We start from the raw sequence: 18,920 nt of genomic DNA, 5'->3' as shown, positions 1-18,920 counted from the left end.
TTAGTAGATACATGGAGTGCTTAATGAGGGGGCGGTGAGTAGGATGCAGGCCATCAGATTGGTTGAGCCGGATCGGCGCTGGAAGGATGCTTATCTTTCATTTTATGAGGAATGGAAAAAGAGCCAGGAGCATATGGTGCCTTGGGTGATTTCTATAGAACCGTATGATTTTGAAGGTATGCTGACGTTTTTAAGTCAACAGAAAAACGGAATTGGCTTGTCTAAAGGCTGGGTTAAAAGTTCGACCTACTGGCTGATGGATGCAGATGACCAGGTCGTCGGAGCAGTGAATATCCGTCATGATCTTAATGAGCATCTGTTAAACGCTGGCGGTCATATCGGTTATGGTATCCGTCCTTCTGCACGAGGGAACAGGTACGCTGGGACTATGCTGGCCTTAGCATTGGGCAAAGCAAAAGAGTTGGGTATTTCCAAAGCCCTCGTCGTATGCGACTCCGATAATATCAGTTCCAAAAAAACAATTCTGCGAAACGGCGGAATACCGGACAAGGATTACATAGAGGAAGATGGAAACCGTGTAAACCGGTTTTGGATCGAGCTGTAAGTGAGGGAGGGGAACGCAAAAGCTCATGAAAATATGGCCAGAATATGCGAAAAATATCATTGTCGGTGTCATGTTTCAGGGACAATGGAATTGGTATGTGACGGAAAGAGAGTATTGGTTTTTGAATACCGAGATGGAGGAACGGTTTGGCATCGCTATTTTGGATGAGACCACAGCCGGAGCATTTTTGGAACACATCTGTGAATATAAGGTGGCTGCGGGAGAACTCACTACAATGCTCCAAATGCTAGATGAAGCAATCCAGCATAAGGATGAAGTGTTGGAATTCTGTCCTGCTTTGTATGTTGATTTTGACCAGAAAGTTCTCTACTCTCTATTTCCGGAGCCAGCTTCTTTCGAACACTATGTCCCGGTGGGGTGGAAAGGGGAATATCAGAACTTTTTGGAAGAGGTCCCTCCTGCTGAACGATATTGGATGATCCACGGAAGTGACTTTTTCAAAAAATACACCTGAAAAGATAAAGGAGGAAATGAACATATGAATTCTTCCATGCATGAATTTAAGATCATATCCAAGCACAGAATGTACGATCAATATTTGGTTAAGCTGCGGGTATGCATCAAGCTTTTGGATGAACCCATGTTATGGTTCGCTGGTGAAGCGGAACAGAACAGTATTGGAGGAATTGTCCATCATATAATGGTGCATGTGCGTAGAAATGCAGTCAAACTCATGGATCCGACGATTACATACAAGCAAGGGATGGAGGATAGCTTCAAGCCTTCAGTGCAAAACAAAGAACAGCTTATGGAGGAAGTTGAAGATGCTTTTTCTTCCTTCTGTGCAGCATTGGACAACACAGGCGATATAAATATGTATGACGTTTACCATGTGGTGGAGCATACGGCTTATCATCTGGGTCAGATCATAGATCGAGTTCAGAGGCTGGCAGGTCACCGTTTTCAATTTGTACAGACTGGGCTGAATGAAAAAGCATTGCGTGCAATAGTGCAGCAATCCCTACCTAATCCACAAGGTTAACGAAAGCAGTAGCCAAATAACTGTATAAACGTAGTTCCAAAGTCACTAATACCTCTGTCACAGATATGTTTTTATTTCTTAATTGATATTGATAATTATTATCACTTATAATAGAAGCAGACATAATACGCTATGATAGGGAGAGTTGCAGAGTGACAGAGTCCTTGGAATTATATGATGTAACGATCATCGGCGGCGGTCCTGCCGGTATGTATACTGCGTTTTACAGTGGCATGAGAGATATGAAAACCAAGCTGATCGAAGCCAAGCATGAGCTAGGCGGACGGATGCGCATATACCCGGAGAAGATGATATGGGATGTTGGCGGGGTAACCCCGATTTTATGTGAAAAGCTGATTGACCAGCTGGAGCAGCAGGCACGAACGTTCGAGCCTACCATTGTATTGGGACAACAGATTACAGGGATGGATCGGCAGGAAGATGGCACGTTCCTGCTGACTTCTGCCACAGGGGAACAGCACTGGACGCGTACGATCGTTCTGGCCGTAGGCTATGGTATTCTCAAAATGGCTAAACTGGAGATTGAAGGCGCTGACCGTTACGAGGTTACAAACCTGCATTATACCGTACAAGAGCTGGAGCCGTTCCGGGACAAGCATGTCCTGATTTCCGGTGGAGGCAACTCAGCGGTAGATTGGGCGAATGAGCTGGAATCTATTGCGGCGAGTGTGACAGTTGTACATCGTCGGGATCATTTTGGCGGACATGAGAAAAATGTAGCCCGTATGAAGTCCTCTTCGGTCCGTGTTCTCACACCTTATGCGGTAAGTCAGTTACATAGCAACAACGGAGAAACGATTGAGCAGGTGACGATCAATCATGTAGATACGGGCGAAATAGAGATGCTGAATGTTGATGCAGTTATCGTAAATCATGGCCTAAAATCCGATTTCGGCCCCCTGCGAGATTGGGGACTGGATATGGGAGAGTGGCATGCCCGCGTGAGCGACAAGCTGGAAACGAATCTACCGGGGATTTTTGCTGCAGGCGATTTTGTCGAGTACGGAAGCAAGCTGTATCTGATTGCAGGTACGTTCACAGATGCTGCTCTTGCCCTCAACAGCGCCAAGTTGTACATTGATCCGACAGCTGATAAAGCCGCATATGTATCTTCTCACAACAGCCGCTTCAAGGAAAAAAACCGCGAGCTTGGTGTCGTGGAATAAAATAAGGGAATCAGTTTAAAAAAGAACTTCCGTTAACTACAGCTGATGTGGTTAAGGGGGGTCTTTTTTTGCATAGTTACGGACTTGTCGACCTAAGGTTGGATACCATACACATATAGAATAAAATGGAGATAGCCTGTCCTTTTCAGGGATTAGATAATAGATTTGGAGTAGAAAGATTAGGAGTGTGGAAAAATGAGCTTACAAGAGGTGCTTGAACGCCAAGCGATTGATCTACCTGACGATACGCTGGAAGCTTTACTAATCCATAGCATGGACCGATGATCATTCTAATTATGTAGGTCTATATGTAGAGGGGCCACTAGCATATAAATTATGTTACATCAATCACGAGGAAACAGATTTGTCACCGATGTACCGAAGTACAGCTTCGCTGATTGCAGAGTTAGAGCAAAACCCAGAGCTGGATTGGGAACAGCTGCGTAAGGATTACCCGTCTGACAACGACATAAGCACTGAACAACTAGCAGAAGATATTCGCTGTATGCATGAAATGCAGGCTATACTGGAAAAGGATTCATCAATGGAGGATGATGTGAGGTGCCAGCTTCTTTACAGCTTAATGGCGATTACACCTGTTAGTGAGGTGGATTCATTGCTTCCTTATGTAGATGATGAAGATATGTATGTACAGGAACGTGCATGTATTCTATTGGGGTATCATGAGTATGAACCAGCGACTGAAATATTAAAAGAAGTAGTGAAACATGGAAGCCCGAATGGGAAGCTGGCAGCCCGTAAGGCGCTCTCGATGATTCGCGCTAAGCAAATGGACAAGCATATAAAAAAATAAACCAACCTCACATAGCAAATATGGACGGGATGGAAAGGTGACTTATGAAGAGACGAACAGAGCAGCAGGAAGCGATGATGGAAGATATTATTCAAAAGGCAGAGCCGTATGTACAGCAGCAGTTGGAGCATGACCACAGTGGTCATGATTGGTGGCATATTGACCGGGTGAGGAAGCTGTCTGTTGAAATTGCTGCAAAAGAAGGTGCAGATCCGTTCGTGTGCGAGCTGTCAGCACTGCTGCATGATGTAGCGGATGAAAAATTAAATGAATCCAAACAAGCGGGGCTGGATAAAGTTGATCAGTGGCTGCATCTGCATGTAAACGATGCGGATGTGATCACACACGTGATGAGCATTATTGCTACAATGTCCTACAATGGTGGACAAAATCCGCCTATGGAAACGCTGGAAGGTCAGGTTGTGCAGGATGCAGATCGGTTGGATGCTCTGGGAGCGATTGGGATTGCAAGAACCTTTATGTATGCAGGCTCAAAAGGCAGTATCATGCATGAACCGGGTCAAGACTATTCACAGTATGAATATCGTGCCGCAGGTAAAAGTGCCATATATCATTTTTACGAAAAGCTGCTCAAGCTCAAGGATTTAATGAATACCCCTTATGCCCGAGAACTGGCGGAGGTTCGGCATCAATGGATGGAAATGTATTTGGAGCAGTTTTATAAAGAATGGAATGTGAATGATATCCAACAGAATAGGGGAGGCTGATGCTTCCTAATTGCAAGGATTCTAGGGGAAGCTAGCTCTCTTTTTAATAAATATTAGAAAAAATATTGCAATACGCCGATTTCTCTCCTACTATTGATAATAGTTATCAATGATAATGATAATTATTATCTGTAAATTCAAGTAGGTAGAGGGGAGTCTTTCAGATTATGAAGAAGTTTGCAATATGGATGTGTACCTTATTATCGGCAAGTTTGCTGTTGACGGCATGTGGTGGAAAGGTGCAGGAGGTAGATAACTCAGCTCAAAAGAATACCAATGCATCGAGACAAACGTCTGTTTCTGACGTAGAAAGTGCTAAGACGATTACATATCTAGATAAGACTTATAAGCTAGCCAAGACGGATCATATTATTATAGCTAGTCTGGAAGCGATGGAAGATGCAGCTGTCCTGGGAGTGAAACCAACTGGGGCGGTTACTTCGGGCGGAACATTTCCTGAGTTCATGGAAAAAGCGATGGAAGGAGCCGCAGACGTTGGTGATCGAATGCAGCCTAGCGCTGAAACGATCCTGAAACTGAAGGCAGATGTGATTCTTGGGAGTTCTAAATTTCGGCCTGCGGTGGCAGAACAGCTAGGGAAGGTCGCTCCATTGGTTCCAGTATCCCATATTTCAACGAACTGGGAAGCGAATCTATTAATGTTGGGACAGCTTACAGGCAAAGAGGCGAAGGCGAAGGAGATCCTGGACAAGTACAAGCAAGATGCGGAGGCGGCCCAACAGAAGCTCAAACCAATATGGGGAAATAAAAAGGTACTGATGGTACGGATTCGTACAGGCAATCTGTATGTATACCCTGCGGATGTATATTTCAATCCTTCGCTGTATGCTGATCTAGGAGCTAAGGTACCGGAAGAGTTAAATACAGTTAAAGCACAAGAGGCGGTTTCTCTGGAGAAATTGGCTGATATGAACCCCGATTATCTGTTCGTGCAATTCTCCGAAGGAGAGAACAAGGACCAGCCGCAGGCATTGGCAGATTTGGAGAAGAATCCGATTTGGAGCAGCATCAATGCCGTCAAGAATGGGAAAACCTTCGTCAACATTGTAGATCCCAATGCTCAAGGTGGTACTTCATGGAGCAAACTTGCCTTTTTGGAAGCGGTTATGAACCGACTTTCGCAGTAAAGGTAGGAACATGGGAAAAAAGTTGATCTCTCCTTACCTTGTAATCTTCGTCTCTCCCTTGTTTATCGTACTAACATTACTGCTGTCTGTGATGTACGGAGCCAAGACGATAGAATGGGAGACGGTAACTGCTACCTTTTTCCATTTTGATGCTGGAAACGTGGACCATCAGGTCGTTTTAAACTCGCGTCTGCCTAGAGCGGTCGGCTCTATATTAATCGGTGCTTTTCTCGCGATTTCAGGAGCCATTATGCAAGGAATGACGCGGAATTTCTTGGCTTCACCCTCAATTATGGGGGTGTCGGATGGGGCGGCGTTTGTGATCACCTTAATGATGATCCTTGCACCGAACTCCACTTCGATGGGCCTGATTGGAAGTTCTTTTGTGGGATCGGCTCTGGGGTGGCTATTGTATTCGGTTTAGCCTGGATGATTCCCGGCGGTCTTGCCCCGGTTCGTATGGCCATTTTGGGAACGATCATTGGCACGTTTTTAAGCAGCCTGTCGGCCGTTCTCTCCATTTATTTTAATGTATCGCAAAATGTAAGCTTCTGGTTTAACGCTCGTCTGCACCAAATGGACCCCGGGATGATTCAATTGGCAATTCCCTTTGCTCTTGTGGCAATTGTAGGAGCAATGCTGCTGGCCAAGCCAATAACACTACTGTCTTTGGGCGACGACGTGGCCACAGGTCTGGGACAGCGGGCATTACCAGTCAAGTTGGGGGCGATGCTCTGTGTAGCATTGCTGACAGGTGTTTCTGTTGCGCTGGCAGGGAAAATTGCTTTTGTTGGCTTGTTGATTCCGCACATTACCCGATATTTAATCGGAGTAGATTACCGTTGGGTCATTCCATGCTCTGGTTTGATCGGTGGTGTTTTTTTGGGCATGTCTGATGTGTTGAGCCGTTTTCTTAATTATCCGTTTGAAACGCCTATTGGAGTGGTTACCTCGGTCATTGGCATCCCTTTCTTTCTGTACTTAATACGTAGAAAAGGAGGGGGAGAGCATGCGTAAAATCAGTGTGAAACGGCTGTGGTTCGTATTTTCAGGTGGGGCTGCACTTATTTTAGCAGCCTCCTATGTTAGTCTGACCCATGGAGAGTTCGACATGACCCTTCAGGAAGTAATTCAGACATTGTTCCGTATCCACCCTACTCCGCAGCTGGATTTGGTGATTTTTGATTTTCGGCTACCGCGTGTTGTGATTGCGGCCTTGGTCGGCTTAGGTCTGGGGATTGCTGGGGCGGCGGTACAGGGAGTTACACGGAATGGTTTGGCCGATCCCGGCATTTTAGGCATTAACGCAGGGGCGGGAGCAGCAATCGTCATATTTATGTTCTTTTACCAAGGACAAATGGAAACGACAGGCTGGACTGCGGCGTTGGCTATGCCCTTTTTTGGCTTGATTGGAGGTTTGTTGGCTGCGCTGCTGATCTATTCATTTGCTTGGAAAGCAGGACGTCTGGATTCGCAGCGACTGCTACTTGTAGGTATCGCGATTGGCTCTGGCTTCGGTTCCTTAAGCTTATATCTGTCGCTGAAAATGAAAGCCTCGGATTTCGAGATGGCGACAGTATGGATGTCGGGCAGTATTTGGAGTGCTGATTGGAAGCTGGTTGCTGCCGTAATTCCATGGCTTGTCATATTAATTCCTGTTATTTGGTTGAAATCGTATGTGCTGGATCTATTTCAATTACATGAACATACAGCTAAAAGTCTTGGCGTTGCGACCGAAAAGGAAAAGTCTATTCTCTTGCTGTCCAGCATTGGACTGGTGAGTGCCTGTGTGTCTGTTTCTGGAGGAATAGGCTTTGTAGGATTATTGTCTCCTCATATCGCCAGAAGGCTTGTTGGCCTTCATCATCGTTTTGTGATTCCCGTATGCGGTATGGTCGGTATGGTACTGGTGCTGTTGTCTGATTTTGTTGCCAAAACGGTGGTTGCGCCTGCGGAAATTCCCGTTGGACTGATTATTGCGGTGATCGGGGTCCCTTATTTTGTAGTCTTGCTTATGAAAAAAACGGCCTGATTTCATTGGAATTAAGGTTCTATAGGAGGTAATTCTCATTAAAAACGTATTTACGCAAGATTATCATTCCAGCGATGCACATGGAGCTGTGTATGTTCCTCGCAGTCAGCATCGAGTAATGTACTCGCAGGCTGAAAACTGTGAGTATCATATTTATATTGCCATTCCTGCCGAGGAACCTCCTGTATCTGGCTATCCCGTTATTTATGTGCTGGATGCCAATTCTGTTTTTGGAACCATGGTGGAAGCGGTGCGCGTTCAGGGGAGACGACCTGACAAAACGGGGGTTGTTCCAGCTATCATTGTAGGAATAGGCTATCCAACAGAGGCTCCCTTTCATCCTTCACGATATTACGATCTTACACTGCCTGGGGCGGCTGTGGAGCTTCCGGTAAAGCCAAATGAAGATGCCTGCAAAGAAAGCGGGGGCGCCGAGCATTTCTTGTCATTTATTGAAGATGAGCTTAAGCCAATGATCGAGGGTGATTTTCTTATCGACCGCAACCGACAGACGATCTTCGGGCATTCGCTTGGAGGACTGTTCGTATTACATACCCTGTTTACAAGACCAAACTCTTTTCAGGTGTATGTGGCGGGAAGTCCGTCTATACACTGGGGCGGACAAGTTATTATGGATGAAGAGAAACAGTTTGTAGCTTCTATAGCTCAGAAGCATTGGAATAAAAAGCTGTTGATTGCTGTAGGGGAGTTAGAGGCCGGACATTTTAGTGGCATGCAGGAAAAGGCCAGGGACTTAGCTACGCGTTTAACGACTAGGGACGATCTAGGACTACACGTAGAGTACCGAGAATTTACAGATGAAGGTCATATATCCGTGCTGCCTGTTTTAGTTAGCAGAGCGGTTCGTTTTGCTGCTGATTCTATGTAAATATGCAGTTAGGTATAAATTTTTAAAAGTGTACTTATAAAATAAAATGCAAGAAATCTGAGGCTGTTTTCTTTAACCGAGCGTATCGGAGAGGAAGCGGCCTTTATTTTTTTTGTAAATGTCATATTGATATTATGGATTATCTGTGTTATTTTATTGTTAATAACAAATTGATAATAACAATTAAGAAATAATAAAAATGAACACTCTAAAGAAAGCGAGGAAGCGCTGATGTTTGGATTTAATTTTGTTAAATTTCAGCCCAGTGAGTATGTCATGAAGGTGAAGAACGGGAAGGTGGTTCGAGAGGGTGTTGGGTTATCTTTTTATTACTACGCGCCGACCACCTCGGTCGTTGTCGTGCCTGTCTCTTCCATTGATGTACCGTTTATGTTTGAAGATATGACAAATGATTTCCAGGCGGTGACCGTGCAGGGGCAACTGACTTATCGGATCGTGGATTACCGCAGAACGACGCAGATTTTAAACTACACGTATGATTTGAAGGAACGTCGCTACATTTCGGACGATCCAAGCAAGCTGGCTCAACGGGTGATTAACATCGCCAAGGTGCTTACCAAAAAGTATTTGGAACGTGTTCCACTCAAAGAAGCGGTTCAGTCCAGTGAACGTCTGGCCCAAAACATGACGAAGGATATTGCTCAGCATACTGAAATGGAGAAACTGGGCATTGAGGTTATGGGGCTGTCCATTTTGGCGGTTTTACCAAATAAGGAGACGATGAGAGCACTGGAAGCGCAGGCGAGAGAAGAAATTCTTCGCAGTGCGGATCACGCATTGTATGAGCGTCGTAACGCATCCATTGAGCAGGAGCGGCGTGTGAAGGAAAATGAGCTGAATACGGAAATTGCGGTGGAGACGAAAAAAAGGCAGATTCGCGAAACCCAACTGGATGCCGAGCGTTCCGTAAAGCAAAAGCAAAGTGAGATGAAGGAGGAGCAGCTGCGGTTTGACACGGCCTTGGAAGAGAAAAAGCGCGAACTGATTGAGCTGACCGTAACGAATAAAAAGGCCGAAGCCGATGCCAAGGCCTATGAGCTGACAGCGGTGATGAAATCGTTGCAGGATGTCGAGCCTAACGTACTTCAAGCTATGGCCAACATGGATATGAGCCCGGATAAGCTGATTGCGATCGCCTTTCAGGAACTCGCAGAAAATGCAGGGAAAATCGGCCAGTTGAATATTACGCCTGATCTGCTGCAAGGTCTCATGTCAGATACGGGAACAAGTGGATCAGCAGGATCGAGAGGGTCTGGAGGAAGATCACGATGAGCAGCCGAATGACTGAGCAGAAGATTATTTTGGTGAAGCGTAAAACGCGACTGGAGGAACTGATTGTTCGTTACAATACGGTGCAGCAGGCTCGCTTCTTTATGGAACGGCTGGGTGCGGATTTTAGTGATTATGTGCTGGAGGATGAAAATTACCGCAGGGCGGTGGCAACGGCGACGTCCGAGTTATCGGCCTTGGGGCGTGTCCAGATTGTGGAGCGGGAACATGTGCCGAACTTTATTTTTGGTGAGCAGGATACGGTGGTGGTACTGGGTCAGGATGGGCTGGTAGCCAACACGTTAAAATATTTGAGCGAGCAGCCGCTAATCGGCGTGAATCCAGATCCGATGCGCTGGGATGGAGTATTGCTGCCGTTTACTGTATCTGATCTGCGCTGGGTGGTGCCGGATGTGTTCGTGCACAGACGGCCGATTAAGGAGGTTACACTGGCTAAGGCCCAACTAAATGATGGCCAATCCATATATGCTGTGAACGATTTGTTCATCGGGCGCAAAACTCATGTTTCTGCGAGATATGAGCTGAGATTGGAGGATCAGGTAGAGCAGCAATCGTCCAGCGGTATTATTGTTTCCACCGGGTTGGGGGCGACGGGCTGGCTGACCAGTGTGCTGGCTGGAGCTGCCGGGATTGTCGGCAGTGCTACACGGCATCCGGTCTCGCTGACTCCAGATCACCTGATGTCAGATGCTGCTTTCAGCCAGGAAGGGACAGTAGAAGGAATGGGGCATGATCATCGTGCAACCTGGAGCTCGCCTTCGCTTTATTTTACAGTGAGAGAACCATTCCCCAGTCGGACGACTGCTGCGGAGCTGGTGTTTGGACAGGTGGCCGTTGAAAGACCGCTGCGAATTGCTTCGCAGATGCCGGAGAATGGAGTTATTTTTAGTGATGGAGTAGAGAGCGACTTTCTGGAGTTTAATGCTGGCATTGAGGCGACCATTGGACCGGCGGAGAAAAAAGGGCATCTGGTGGTGTAGAGGTTTGTACAGGACGGCAATGGGTAATTATGAGTAAGGTACAACCATCAGATGAAATTAAAAAAGGAGGAATCAACATGAGCGACCACACTCAAGACGAAGCGAAAATCCGCAACAAGAAGAACGAGGACGGAGATTCCTTGATGGAGAAAACGAAGCTGGACAATGGCGTGGATATCGAGCCTGAGGCTGATGAATGGATTGCGAAGCCCTCACCAGTATCATACGATGATACGAAATCCTCTTCGCAGAAATAAGACTCTTGCGTCTCAATAGAGCAGTGATGCAAAGACAGATGATCCTTAACCGGGTCATCTGTCTTTTTTACATAATTAATTGAATCTGGAATATACCTTCCATACTAGCTCACGACGGCTGCTTACCTCTGTTTTCAAGAAAATGGCTTTCAGATGATCCTGCACCGTGTAGGCCGTAATATGAAGTGCACTTGCCAGTTCCTTGGTAGAAAAGCCTTGGACAATGAGCCGGACAAGCTGTCTCTCTCGTTCAGTCCATGAGTAGATCTCAGCCATGAGCGGCAACATGTCGGTTGCTTTAGCAGGCTCAAACCATACAGCCAGCTGCTTCTCGCCCGTATGCTCACGTCCGCTTTGCAGGAGAGTAGCTCTGACGGTGACCCAAGGAGTTCCAGCGTCTGCGGAAGGGATACATAGTCTGGCTGGTGCAGTAGTAGTGGATAGCGCTCGCAAGCTTACCGCCCGAACAGAGGCCGGCAGCTCGTCCTCATGGATTCCCTCCTGCTGCCGAAGCAGCTTTAGCCACTGTTCTGCTACTATATTGGACGAGAGGGGTTCTAGTTGAGCGGAAAGCGTCAGAACACCTGGCTCAAGTTCATGTTCCATAGCCATAGCGGGGGCTGGAGATACACCGACACTGGTTTGACGCAGATGGTAGGCTATGGATGGCGCTAACGCTTCAAGCAGTTGTTGCTCTTCCGCGCTGAATACAGGCTTTCCATAGTGGCGGAACAACGTAAGAAATCCCCAGCAGCTTCCTTTGTACATAAATGGAATACGCAGCTCATCGCCGAATCCAGCGGGCTGCAAAACATTTCTAAAACGTGTGCTGCGATCCGGCTGGCCTTGTGTAGATCCATGAAGCGTCGCGATAGGCTGTCCTTCTCGCACCAATTGATCGTATTTCATGATATCATCGTGCAGATACTCGTATTCTAGCAGTTTGCTATGAATGTCCTCTACACCCGACTCCGTAAATGCACCCGTGGAAAGCAGCGTTCGCGGATCTACTGAGGTACAGCATGCCGCATCAAAAGAAATCTGAGTACGCAAGCGGTCGATTAGCGTGTGCTTGTATGTAGGAGATGAGGGTGATTTATTTCCCATTTCCATGATTGGTTGTTGATCATTCTTAAGCTGTGCAAATTGAGTATAATGTGCGTTCATCGTTTACTCCTATCGTGAAAGCTGGAGATTCTTAAAGTGCCTCTTCCTAAATCCCATATTTATGGGATGGTGGATATTCGTATTGTCTTTATAATTGAGAATGATTCTTAATTAAATCTACAATAAATGAATGGTCATTGAAGATCAAGGCTAAATGTTTGGAGGAGAGCACATATGAAACAACCCCATATTGGAAATACCGACTCAAATCAACCTATGAGCTGGAATCATCCGAATGTACATAAATATGCGGATACGATTTCTTTAAAAATACCTGGATACACCCATCTGTATGAGATGACAGATTGTTTGATAACCGCACAGCTTGAAGCGCAGGCTCATAACAGGAATATCGATCCGAATGTGCTGATTGTCGGAGCCGGGGGCGGTCAGGAATTGATTACGCTCGGAGGGCGGCATGAGGCATGGTCCTTTACGGCAGTTGATCCCTCTGAGCACATGCTGGACTTGGCACGTCAACGTGTGACACAAGCGGGCATCGGTTCACAAATATCATTTGTTACAGGCACGTTGGAAGAGTTGTCTGGAGAATCGCCTGAAGAACAGCACGAAAAGTACTGCAAAGAATTATCCGATGAACCAGTCTATGACGCTGCTACCTGCCTACTGGTGCTTCATTTTCTTCAGAGCTTGGAAAGTAAACAGGCATTGCTGCGCCAGATATCCGCTCGACTCAAGCCGGATGCACCTTTTTGTCTAGCTTCTATTAATGGGAATCCGCAGGAGCCTTCTTTTTCCCTCCAAATGCAGGCATGGAAAGCTCATATGCTGAGTCAGGGCATTTCACTGGAGGATTGGGAGCGATTCGCTGCTTCCATCGGCCGTGAGTCAAACCCGGTGTCCAATGCAGCAATTCAGGAACTGTTGATAGATGCAGGCTTTACCCACATCACCCGGTATTACGGTGCTTTTTTAGTGAATGCATGGTTTGCGGTTAAAGAGGGAGAGACGGCTTATGACAAAGGATAACATCATCATTATTGGCGGGTATGGCCATGTTGGAAAAATTGTATGTACAGAGTTAAGTGAAATGTTCCCCGGCAAGGTATTTGCCGCAGGCCGCAGTCTGGAACGTGCCACTGCATTCAGCCAACAATCGAATGGCAAGATACGACCCTTGCAGCTTAATATTCATGAACCGCTGGACCCGTCGATATTAAAGCAAGCCAAAATGGTTATTATGTGTCTGGATCAGGACAATACAGCCTTGGTACGCACCTGTCTTCAGCATGGGGTGCATTACATGGATATTACTGCGAATGCGGCCTTTTTGAGTCAGGTGGAGCAGTGTCATCAGGAGGCCCGAGCTTATCAGGCCACTGCGCTGCTAAGTGTAGGGTTAGCTCCAGGGCTAACTAATCTATTGGCATTGCAAGCGACACAGCTCATGGATCAAACGGATGAACTGAACATATCATTGATGCTGGGTTTGGGTGATCGACACGGTCAGGCTGCGATTGAGTGGACTGTAGATCAGATTCATACCGACTTGGAGGTGATAGAACAGGGACGCCCAGTGACTCGAAGAAGCTTTACCGACGGCATAGTGGCAGACTTTGGTGCAGGAGTGGGTCGTCATCGGGCGTATCGGTTTCCTTTTTCGGATCAACAGACACTTCCACGTACACTTGATGTTCCTACGGTCAGCACACGCCTGTGCTTCGATTCGCGATTGACCACCCGGCTTCTGGCAGGGCTTCGGACAATAGGAATATCAGGTCTGCTCCGAAAGCCAACGGTTCGTGAGGCAGTAGTTCGCAGCTTTGGCAAGGTGCATTTTGGAGGAAATGCTGTAGCGGTCAAGGTAGACGCCCAAGGAACTCTTAATGGTAAGGAGACGAGGGTCGAATGCAGGCTAAGGGGACATCATCAGTCTGATTTGACTGCTAAAGCCGCCGTTTTTGCGGCGCTTGCCCTGTATCGTTCAGAACTTCCATATGGTGTTTTTCACATGGAGCAGGTTTTTTCGTGGAATCGCATGCGGGCTTGGCTGGGACAGCAGGTAGACGTAGATATTCAGGTGAACGGACAGCAAGTATAAAAGTCATATATTCTGAAAAAAAGACTCTCATATCATCCAAGCTTATTCAGCAATGTCTTGCGGATAGGTCTTGGATTTCTTTTCCTATTGGATTACACTAGAAAGAAGTACATATTTTTGGGAAAGACCAGAGGGGATGATATGAAATGTGGAATCCCTATGAACATAGTAGGCAGCATCCGCACGATTTTATAGTAGAATATCGATTTTACACACCGGAAGAAGGAGGCAGGAAACAACTGCCTATTCAGGGTTATCGCTGCGATTTTTCCTATGAGGGCGACGATATTACAACAACGGGAATTTATGCAATACATCCTGAGTTTGAAGATGAAGAGGGTCAATTGATCATGGATACCAGGCACCCGGTTCACCGGGAAGGTCAGGCAAGAATGTGGATTTTGTTTGGAGAAATGAGGGAAAAGGTACACCGACACCGGATACATGTAGGAACCAGGGGATATTTTATGGAAGGCCCACGCCGAGTCGGTGAAGTTGAAGTTACAAGTCTGGTAGGCCTCTTGACCAATCCGCTCGACTAAGCTGCTAGAATTCAATCAGAAGGTGCAATCAGACAGCGAATAGAGGTGTTCAATCGAAGATGGATGTCGCTTATATTATCGATCTATTACGTAAAGACGATGTAACCTTAACCCCAGGCTTATCCACCCGGGAGATTACTGAAGTCGAAGACAGGTATGATATTCAATTTCCGCCCGACTTAAGAGAGCTGCTGATGAACGTTCTTCCAGTCGGTAAAAGCTTTATTCCTTGGAGAGATACGTCACCACAGCGGATGGGTGTCATTTGGGAAAGGCTGAATTGGCCGCTTGAAGGTATGATTTTCGATGTGGAACAGAACATGTTCTGGCATTCTGAATGGGGGAATAGACCAACAGATTTGCAGGAAGCCGTGGACATATGTAAACGTGAGTTTTTGCGTGTGCCCAAGCTGATCCCCGTCTATGGTCACCGATATATCCCAGAGCAGCCATGTGAAGAAGGAAATCCGGTATTTTCAGTGTATCAAACGGATATTATCGTGTATGGAGAAAGTTTGCAGGAGTATTTCAAGCTGGAATTTGGGGAGAAGACTTACGAACAGATTAATTTTGAGGCGGTAAAAACAGTTCGCTTTTGGAGTGATTTATGTAGCTGAATCGCCGAATCGTTAGGAAATTAAATAAGTCGAGATAAAGGAAGGAGAGACTAAGGTGAAGTTGGAGCAGGATTTGGAAGAAATCAAAGAAAGGTTGACCCAGATCGAGACCAAACTGGAACAAAAGTCGACTTCCAGCAAAATCTTAAAGTACATGATCATCATTTTCTTGTCTATTTTTTTCTTGCTTATTATGATCGGAGTTATTCAATTTGTTTCGAGCTGATCGGTATAAATTTACGGACAGAAAGGAGCTTGTTATGTCTATAGAAGCTATTATTTTTGATCTGGATAATACACTGATTAACCGCAAACTGGCATTCGCGGCATATACGGAGCGGTTTATAGAACGATTTATTGTGGCAGAAGAACCGGCCAGCCGTGCGGCGGTCGTTGAACGAATACGTCTGGCAGATCAGGCAGATCAGGACGGCTACCGGGATAAAAGGGAGCTGTATACGGAGCTGCATGCAGACCTGAAACTGAAAAATCCCGATACGACAGTACAGGAGATGCTGGGCTTTTGGTATGGTCAATTCCATAAATTCACGGTACTGATGGACGGAGCCAAGGAAGTGCTGTCTGAACTGCGGTCTCGGGGCTTGAAGCTTGGTATGATTACCAACGGCTCACTTCGTACGCAGCAGGCTAAGATTGACCGGGTTATGCTGAGAGATTATGTGGATTCCATTATCGTATCGGGTGGCGTCAACGTCGAGAAGCCTAATCCTCGTATTTTCGAGTTGGCACTGAAAGAGCTGGACATTGCCGAACCTGGTCATGCCTGCTATGTAGGCGATCATCCGACAAATGATATTCGTGGGGCGCAAAGTGCAGGATTGCATACCATTTGGCTGGAAGGCTTTATGACGTGGAATGAAGCAGGCATTGTACCTGATCATCAGATTCAGAGCCTACGAGAAATCACTGGCTGGCTGGATCGTCTCAGTTATCCATCGAATATGGAGGAGGGAGCATCATGAGTATCGAGCAGCAACCGAATCCCATTCTGTTATCATTCCCGGAACAATTCCAGACGGAGCGATTGACTATACGCGCTCCGCAATGGGGCGATGGTGCGGCGGTCAATGAGGCGATACGCGAGAGTGTACATGAGCTGCGGCCTTGGCTTCCTTTTGCGAGAAATCTCCCTACGGTAGAGGAATCTGAAATCCGTTCACGCCAAGCCAGACTTAAATTTCTGGATCGGTCTGACATGGTGCTGTATATATTTGATACGGCTTCGGGACAATTTGTAGCCAGTAGCGGTCTGCACCGAATTAATTGGGATGCACGAAGATTCGAAATTGGGTATTGGCTCAGAACCTCATGGACCGGAAAGGGGATTATAACAGAGGCCGTGCACGGTATTACAGATTTTGCCATACAGCATTTACATGCTAACCGGTTAGAGATTCTTTGTGATTCCAGAAATACGCGCAGCGCCAAGGTAGCGGAACGGGCAGGTTTTACATTAGAGGGGATTTTAAGGAATGTCGAGTATGATGAAGAGGGGAATATGGTACACCATATGGTTTTTGCCAAAGTGCGTGGTATTGAATTTTAGCAAGCGATTGTATGATATTGCGGGAGCTTATATGATTCATAATATGACGAAAAATACAGACAAGTTGGTGTGCATACAATGTGACATCAGCTTAAGGTTCAGCAATCTTGCGAGCGCTATCCCTAGAGGATGCTTTACGAAGTTTTAGAAGTTTGGTAGGTATTTTCCGGTGTTAGGAAAGGTAATTTAGTATGAGAAAATTTCGTAAGAGCAGCAGTAGGGGAATTAATCAGGAAATAAAGGAAAAGTTCCACTGGAAGGCTCGCGCTGCGTATCTGGTTGCCGTGCTGGTCATGATCTTGTTGGGCTTGGGAAGCAGGGCTTTCTCCACCCAGTTACCTGCATTCGTTGCCAATCACTTTGGGGATGCCTTGTGGGCATGCATGATTTATTTTGGGCTGAGAATGTTGTGGGTGAACCGTCAGTTGTCTGTAGCCCTTTGGGGCAGTGTGCTGTTTTGCTTCGCTATTGAATTCAGTCAGATGTACCAGGCTCCTTGGATTAACCACATTCGGGCGACCACCCTGGGCGGCCTAGTGCTTGGGAAAGGGTTTCTGACCGTGGATCTGATCAGGTACACGGTTGGTATTGTGGTATCCTGGGTACTGGACCAAGGCTGCCAAAGGCTGGTGGGGATCAATAGACGTATGGACGATGACACACCACTCAAATAATCTGAGAAGCGAGGGTTGCGCTTGAAACAAAAGGGAAAGCATCACAGGTCGTTCGGTAAGATGATTGGGTTATGCGTAGGGTTCAGCTTGTTGTTTGCAACCATACTTATTCCAGGGCAGGCATTAGCGGAAAAGCAGCTTGCGGCGCCTCTTCGTTTTGATTTTGGTCCTGGGGATGTGGCTGACGGCTACACTCAGGTCACTGCTAAGGATGCTTACACGCCTGAGCGTGGCTATGGATTTACCGATCTTTCCAAGGTAAATGAAGAGAACCGTGGTGGAAGTGATGCTATCCGCTCAGATTTTGTGCGTGTTCAAGGCTCATCCTTTGTCGTCAATTTACCACCTGCGGATTACACGCTTTCTCTAATTGCCGGAGATACTGCCGGAAACACGGATATTACGGTTAAAGCCGAATCCATTGTTAAAGTAGAACCTACCGCCAAAACAGCAGGACAATTTGTTGAGGCTGCGTTTGAGCTTGCACTCATCGACGGTCAGCTAGAATTGTATTTCTCAGGAAATGAAGCGAAGATCAACGCCTTGGTTATCACTCCCAAGGAGGCTCGAACAGCTGGAGAGCATCCTTCCGTATACCTGGCGGGCGATTCTACGGTTCAAACTTACAAAGCCTCGATGAAGCCTCAGGCAGGCTGGGGGCAAATGATTGCTCCATTTTTTACAGATGAGACTATTTTTGTGAACCGTTCTATTGGTGGACGTAGCACGAAGACTTTTTTGGTTCAAGGGCGGTTAGATGATATTTTACGGAATATCCGTCCAGGAGATTACCTGTTCATACAGTTTGGGCATAATGATGCCGCGATCAATAATCAGGAACGTTATGTTTCACCTGCCGATTACAAAGTTTACTTGAAAACGTACATCCAAGGAGCCAACCAACGCGGTGCGGTCCCTGTGCTAATTACTCCTGTAGGCCGCCGCGATTATGATGCAGCAAGTGCATCGTTTCGGATCAGTTTCCCGGAATATGTGCAGGCGATGAAGGAAACAGCATCAGAGACGGGTGTTGCACTGGTCGATCTTAGTCAATTGAGTGTAGCCTACTATGATACACTAGGCCTGGAAGGAACACTTCCACTGTTTTTACATTTGGATCCAGGTGTGTATCCTGCATTTCCTGATGGCGTGAAGGATGATACACATTTTCAGGAGTATGGTGCGGAGCAAATAGCCCGCTTGGTAGCTCAAGGGGTTCGTGACTTGAATATTCCTTTATCTTCAAATGTAAAGACGGAGAATCTGCAATAGCACCGAGTCTCCATAATGATATACTCAGAAAATGAGCTGGCCCTGCCCAAACCCAGCATGATTTAGGCTTGGGTGGGGCTTTAATGTTCTGGACTTTAAGGAGGA

The 18,920-nt window shown here is 46.6% G+C and carries 22 protein-coding genes and 1 pseudogene; 22 read left to right on the top strand and 1 reads right to left on the bottom strand.

What is annotated here, in order from left to right; genetic code table 11:
• The first annotated feature begins 43 nt into the window (after positions 1-43).
• The 13 genes and pseudogenes from G7035_RS01340 to G7035_RS01280 all read left to right on the top strand — a co-directional run bounded on the left by G7035_RS01340 (position 44) and on the right by G7035_RS01280 (position 10,914).
• Positions 44-565: a GNAT family N-acetyltransferase gene (locus G7035_RS01340; protein ID WP_016820625.1), complete on the top strand. Its 522-nt coding sequence runs from the start codon at positions 44-46 to the stop codon at positions 563-565.
• A 25-nt stretch (positions 566-590) separates the two neighbouring features.
• Positions 591-1,040 (top strand): hypothetical protein, encoded by a 450-nt coding sequence (locus tag G7035_RS01335; protein WP_016820624.1) that lies wholly within the window; start codon positions 591-593, stop codon positions 1,038-1,040.
• Positions 1,041-1,064: 24 nt separating this feature from the next.
• Positions 1,065-1,568, top strand: a complete 504-nt coding sequence (locus G7035_RS01330) for a hypothetical protein (RefSeq protein WP_016820623.1) — start codon at positions 1,065-1,067, stop codon at positions 1,566-1,568.
• Between the two features lie 152 nt (positions 1,569-1,720).
• Positions 1,721-2,755 carry an NAD(P)/FAD-dependent oxidoreductase gene (locus G7035_RS01325; protein WP_016820622.1) on the top strand — a complete coding sequence of 345 codons (1,035 nt, stop codon included), beginning with the start codon at positions 1,721-1,723 and terminating at the stop codon, positions 2,753-2,755.
• Between the two features lie 364 nt (positions 2,756-3,119).
• Positions 3,120-3,569 carry a HEAT repeat domain-containing protein gene (locus G7035_RS01320; protein ID WP_230877381.1) on the top strand — a complete coding sequence of 150 codons (450 nt, stop codon included), beginning with the start codon at positions 3,120-3,122 and terminating at the stop codon, positions 3,567-3,569.
• 44 nt (positions 3,570-3,613) lie between these two features.
• A complete protein-coding gene (locus G7035_RS01315) occupies positions 3,614-4,297 on the top strand; it encodes an HD domain-containing protein (protein ID WP_019686617.1) in 684 nt (227 codons plus the stop codon).
• Between the two features lie 167 nt (positions 4,298-4,464).
• Positions 4,465-5,445: an ABC transporter substrate-binding protein gene (locus G7035_RS01310; RefSeq protein WP_016820619.1), complete on the top strand. Its 981-nt coding sequence runs from the start codon at positions 4,465-4,467 to the stop codon at positions 5,443-5,445.
• 10 nt (positions 5,446-5,455) lie between these two features.
• Positions 5,456-6,462, top strand: a pseudogene (locus G7035_RS01305) (FecCD family ABC transporter permease).
• On the top strand, positions 6,455-7,477 hold the full coding sequence (locus G7035_RS01300) for a FecCD family ABC transporter permease (RefSeq protein ID WP_016820617.1): 1,023 nt from the start codon (positions 6,455-6,457) through the stop codon (positions 7,475-7,477). The pseudogene G7035_RS01305 and the gene G7035_RS01300 overlap by 8 nt, the downstream one beginning before the upstream one ends.
• Positions 7,478-7,595: 118 nt before the next feature.
• A complete protein-coding gene (locus tag G7035_RS01295; protein ID WP_016820616.1) occupies positions 7,596-8,366 on the top strand; it encodes an alpha/beta hydrolase in 771 nt (256 codons plus the stop codon).
• A gap of 231 nt (positions 8,367-8,597) precedes the next feature.
• Positions 8,598-9,659 carry an SPFH domain-containing protein gene (locus G7035_RS01290; RefSeq protein WP_016820615.1) on the top strand — a complete coding sequence of 354 codons (1,062 nt, stop codon included), beginning with the start codon at positions 8,598-8,600 and terminating at the stop codon, positions 9,657-9,659.
• Positions 9,656-10,657, top strand: coding sequence for an NAD(+)/NADH kinase (locus G7035_RS01285; protein WP_019686618.1), 1,002 nt, complete (start codon positions 9,656-9,658; stop codon positions 10,655-10,657). Before G7035_RS01290 ends, G7035_RS01285 begins: the two co-directional genes overlap by 4 nt.
• Positions 10,658-10,734: 77 nt before the next feature.
• Positions 10,735-10,914, top strand: coding sequence for a hypothetical protein (locus tag G7035_RS01280; RefSeq protein ID WP_013370039.1), 180 nt, complete (start codon positions 10,735-10,737; stop codon positions 10,912-10,914).
• 75 nt (positions 10,915-10,989) lie between these two features.
• Here the strand turns inward: G7035_RS01280 and G7035_RS01275 are convergent, their stop codons facing one another.
• A complete protein-coding gene (locus G7035_RS01275; protein WP_019686619.1) occupies positions 10,990-12,081 on the bottom strand; it encodes a LuxR C-terminal-related transcriptional regulator in 1,092 nt (363 codons plus the stop codon).
• A gap of 174 nt (positions 12,082-12,255) precedes the next feature.
• Here G7035_RS01275 and G7035_RS01270 point away from each other — a divergent pair, with 174 nt between their 5' ends.
• The 9 genes from G7035_RS01270 (at position 12,256) to G7035_RS01230 (ending at position 18,815) form a co-directional block, all read left to right on the top strand.
• Positions 12,256-13,071: a class I SAM-dependent methyltransferase gene (locus tag G7035_RS01270; RefSeq protein WP_019686620.1), complete on the top strand. Its 816-nt coding sequence runs from the start codon at positions 12,256-12,258 to the stop codon at positions 13,069-13,071.
• A complete protein-coding gene (locus tag G7035_RS01265; protein ID WP_019686621.1) occupies positions 13,058-14,143 on the top strand; it encodes a saccharopine dehydrogenase family protein in 1,086 nt (361 codons plus the stop codon). The genes G7035_RS01270 and G7035_RS01265 overlap by 14 nt, the downstream gene beginning before the upstream one ends.
• Positions 14,144-14,289: 146 nt before the next feature.
• On the top strand, positions 14,290-14,685 hold the full coding sequence (locus G7035_RS01260; protein ID WP_013370043.1) for a hypothetical protein: 396 nt from the start codon (positions 14,290-14,292) through the stop codon (positions 14,683-14,685).
• A gap of 59 nt (positions 14,686-14,744) precedes the next feature.
• Entirely contained in the window at positions 14,745-15,302 is a 558-nt protein-coding gene (locus tag G7035_RS01255; protein WP_019686622.1) for an SMI1/KNR4 family protein, read from the top strand.
• Positions 15,303-15,357: 55 nt separating this feature from the next.
• Positions 15,358-15,528, top strand: a complete 171-nt coding sequence (locus G7035_RS01250) for a hypothetical protein (protein ID WP_016820608.1) — start codon at positions 15,358-15,360, stop codon at positions 15,526-15,528.
• Positions 15,529-15,562: 34 nt separating this feature from the next.
• On the top strand, positions 15,563-16,285 hold the full coding sequence (locus G7035_RS01245; protein ID WP_029514929.1) for an HAD family hydrolase: 723 nt from the start codon (positions 15,563-15,565) through the stop codon (positions 16,283-16,285).
• Positions 16,282-16,869: a GNAT family N-acetyltransferase gene (locus G7035_RS01240; RefSeq protein WP_019686624.1), complete on the top strand. Its 588-nt coding sequence runs from the start codon at positions 16,282-16,284 to the stop codon at positions 16,867-16,869. Before G7035_RS01245 ends, G7035_RS01240 begins: the two co-directional genes overlap by 4 nt.
• Before the next feature lie 191 nt (positions 16,870-17,060).
• Positions 17,061-17,543 carry a ribosomal maturation YjgA family protein gene (locus G7035_RS01235; RefSeq protein WP_019686625.1) on the top strand — a complete coding sequence of 161 codons (483 nt, stop codon included), beginning with the start codon at positions 17,061-17,063 and terminating at the stop codon, positions 17,541-17,543.
• A 60-nt stretch (positions 17,544-17,603) separates the two neighbouring features.
• Positions 17,604-18,815 carry a rhamnogalacturonan acetylesterase gene (locus G7035_RS01230; protein WP_029514931.1) on the top strand — a complete coding sequence of 404 codons (1,212 nt, stop codon included), beginning with the start codon at positions 17,604-17,606 and terminating at the stop codon, positions 18,813-18,815.
• Positions 18,816-18,920 lie beyond the last annotated feature (105 nt).

Source organism: Paenibacillus polymyxa (assembly GCF_015710975.1).
GTDB lineage: Bacteria > Bacillota > Bacilli > Paenibacillales > Paenibacillaceae > Paenibacillus > Paenibacillus polymyxa.
The sequence above is the reverse complement of the archived record's forward strand: the minus strand, read 5'-3'. Positions and strand labels throughout refer to the sequence as shown.

Excerpts from the sequence above, each read along its gene's own strand:
- G7035_RS01240 (WP_019686624.1), top strand. The coding sequence starts at position 16,282 with ATGAGTATCGAGCAGCAACCGAATCCCATTCTGTTATCATTCCCGGAA.
- G7035_RS01230 (WP_029514931.1), top strand. The coding sequence starts at position 17,604 with ATGATTGGGTTATGCGTAGGGTTCAGCTTGTTGTTTGCAACCATACTT.
- G7035_RS01310 (WP_016820619.1), top strand. The coding sequence starts at position 4,465 with ATGAAGAAGTTTGCAATATGGATGTGTACCTTATTATCGGCAAGTTTG.
- G7035_RS01245 (WP_029514929.1), top strand. The coding sequence starts at position 15,563 with ATGTCTATAGAAGCTATTATTTTTGATCTGGATAATACACTGATTAAC.
- G7035_RS01255 (WP_019686622.1), top strand. The coding sequence starts at position 14,745 with ATGGATGTCGCTTATATTATCGATCTATTACGTAAAGACGATGTAACC.
- G7035_RS01260 (WP_013370043.1), top strand. The coding sequence starts at position 14,290 with ATGTGGAATCCCTATGAACATAGTAGGCAGCATCCGCACGATTTTATA.
- G7035_RS01265 (WP_019686621.1), top strand. The coding sequence starts at position 13,058 with ATGACAAAGGATAACATCATCATTATTGGCGGGTATGGCCATGTTGGA.
- G7035_RS01280 (WP_013370039.1), top strand. The coding sequence starts at position 10,735 with ATGAGCGACCACACTCAAGACGAAGCGAAAATCCGCAACAAGAAGAAC.
- G7035_RS01335 (WP_016820624.1), top strand. The coding sequence starts at position 591 with ATGAAAATATGGCCAGAATATGCGAAAAATATCATTGTCGGTGTCATG.
- G7035_RS01290 (WP_016820615.1), top strand. The coding sequence starts at position 8,598 with ATGTTTGGATTTAATTTTGTTAAATTTCAGCCCAGTGAGTATGTCATG.
- G7035_RS01285 (WP_019686618.1), top strand. The coding sequence starts at position 9,656 with ATGAGCAGCCGAATGACTGAGCAGAAGATTATTTTGGTGAAGCGTAAA.
- G7035_RS01295 (WP_016820616.1), top strand. The coding sequence starts at position 7,596 with ATGTACTCGCAGGCTGAAAACTGTGAGTATCATATTTATATTGCCATT.
- G7035_RS01330 (WP_016820623.1), top strand. The coding sequence starts at position 1,065 with ATGAATTCTTCCATGCATGAATTTAAGATCATATCCAAGCACAGAATG.
- G7035_RS01275 (WP_019686619.1), bottom strand. The coding sequence starts at position 12,081 with ATGAACGCACATTATACTCAATTTGCACAGCTTAAGAATGATCAACAA.
- G7035_RS01340 (WP_016820625.1), top strand. The coding sequence starts at position 44 with ATGCAGGCCATCAGATTGGTTGAGCCGGATCGGCGCTGGAAGGATGCT.
- G7035_RS01270 (WP_019686620.1), top strand. The coding sequence starts at position 12,256 with ATGAAACAACCCCATATTGGAAATACCGACTCAAATCAACCTATGAGC.
- G7035_RS01300 (WP_016820617.1), top strand. The coding sequence starts at position 6,455 with ATGCGTAAAATCAGTGTGAAACGGCTGTGGTTCGTATTTTCAGGTGGG.
- G7035_RS01235 (WP_019686625.1), top strand. The coding sequence starts at position 17,061 with ATGAGAAAATTTCGTAAGAGCAGCAGTAGGGGAATTAATCAGGAAATA.
- G7035_RS01315 (WP_019686617.1), top strand. The coding sequence starts at position 3,614 with ATGAAGAGACGAACAGAGCAGCAGGAAGCGATGATGGAAGATATTATT.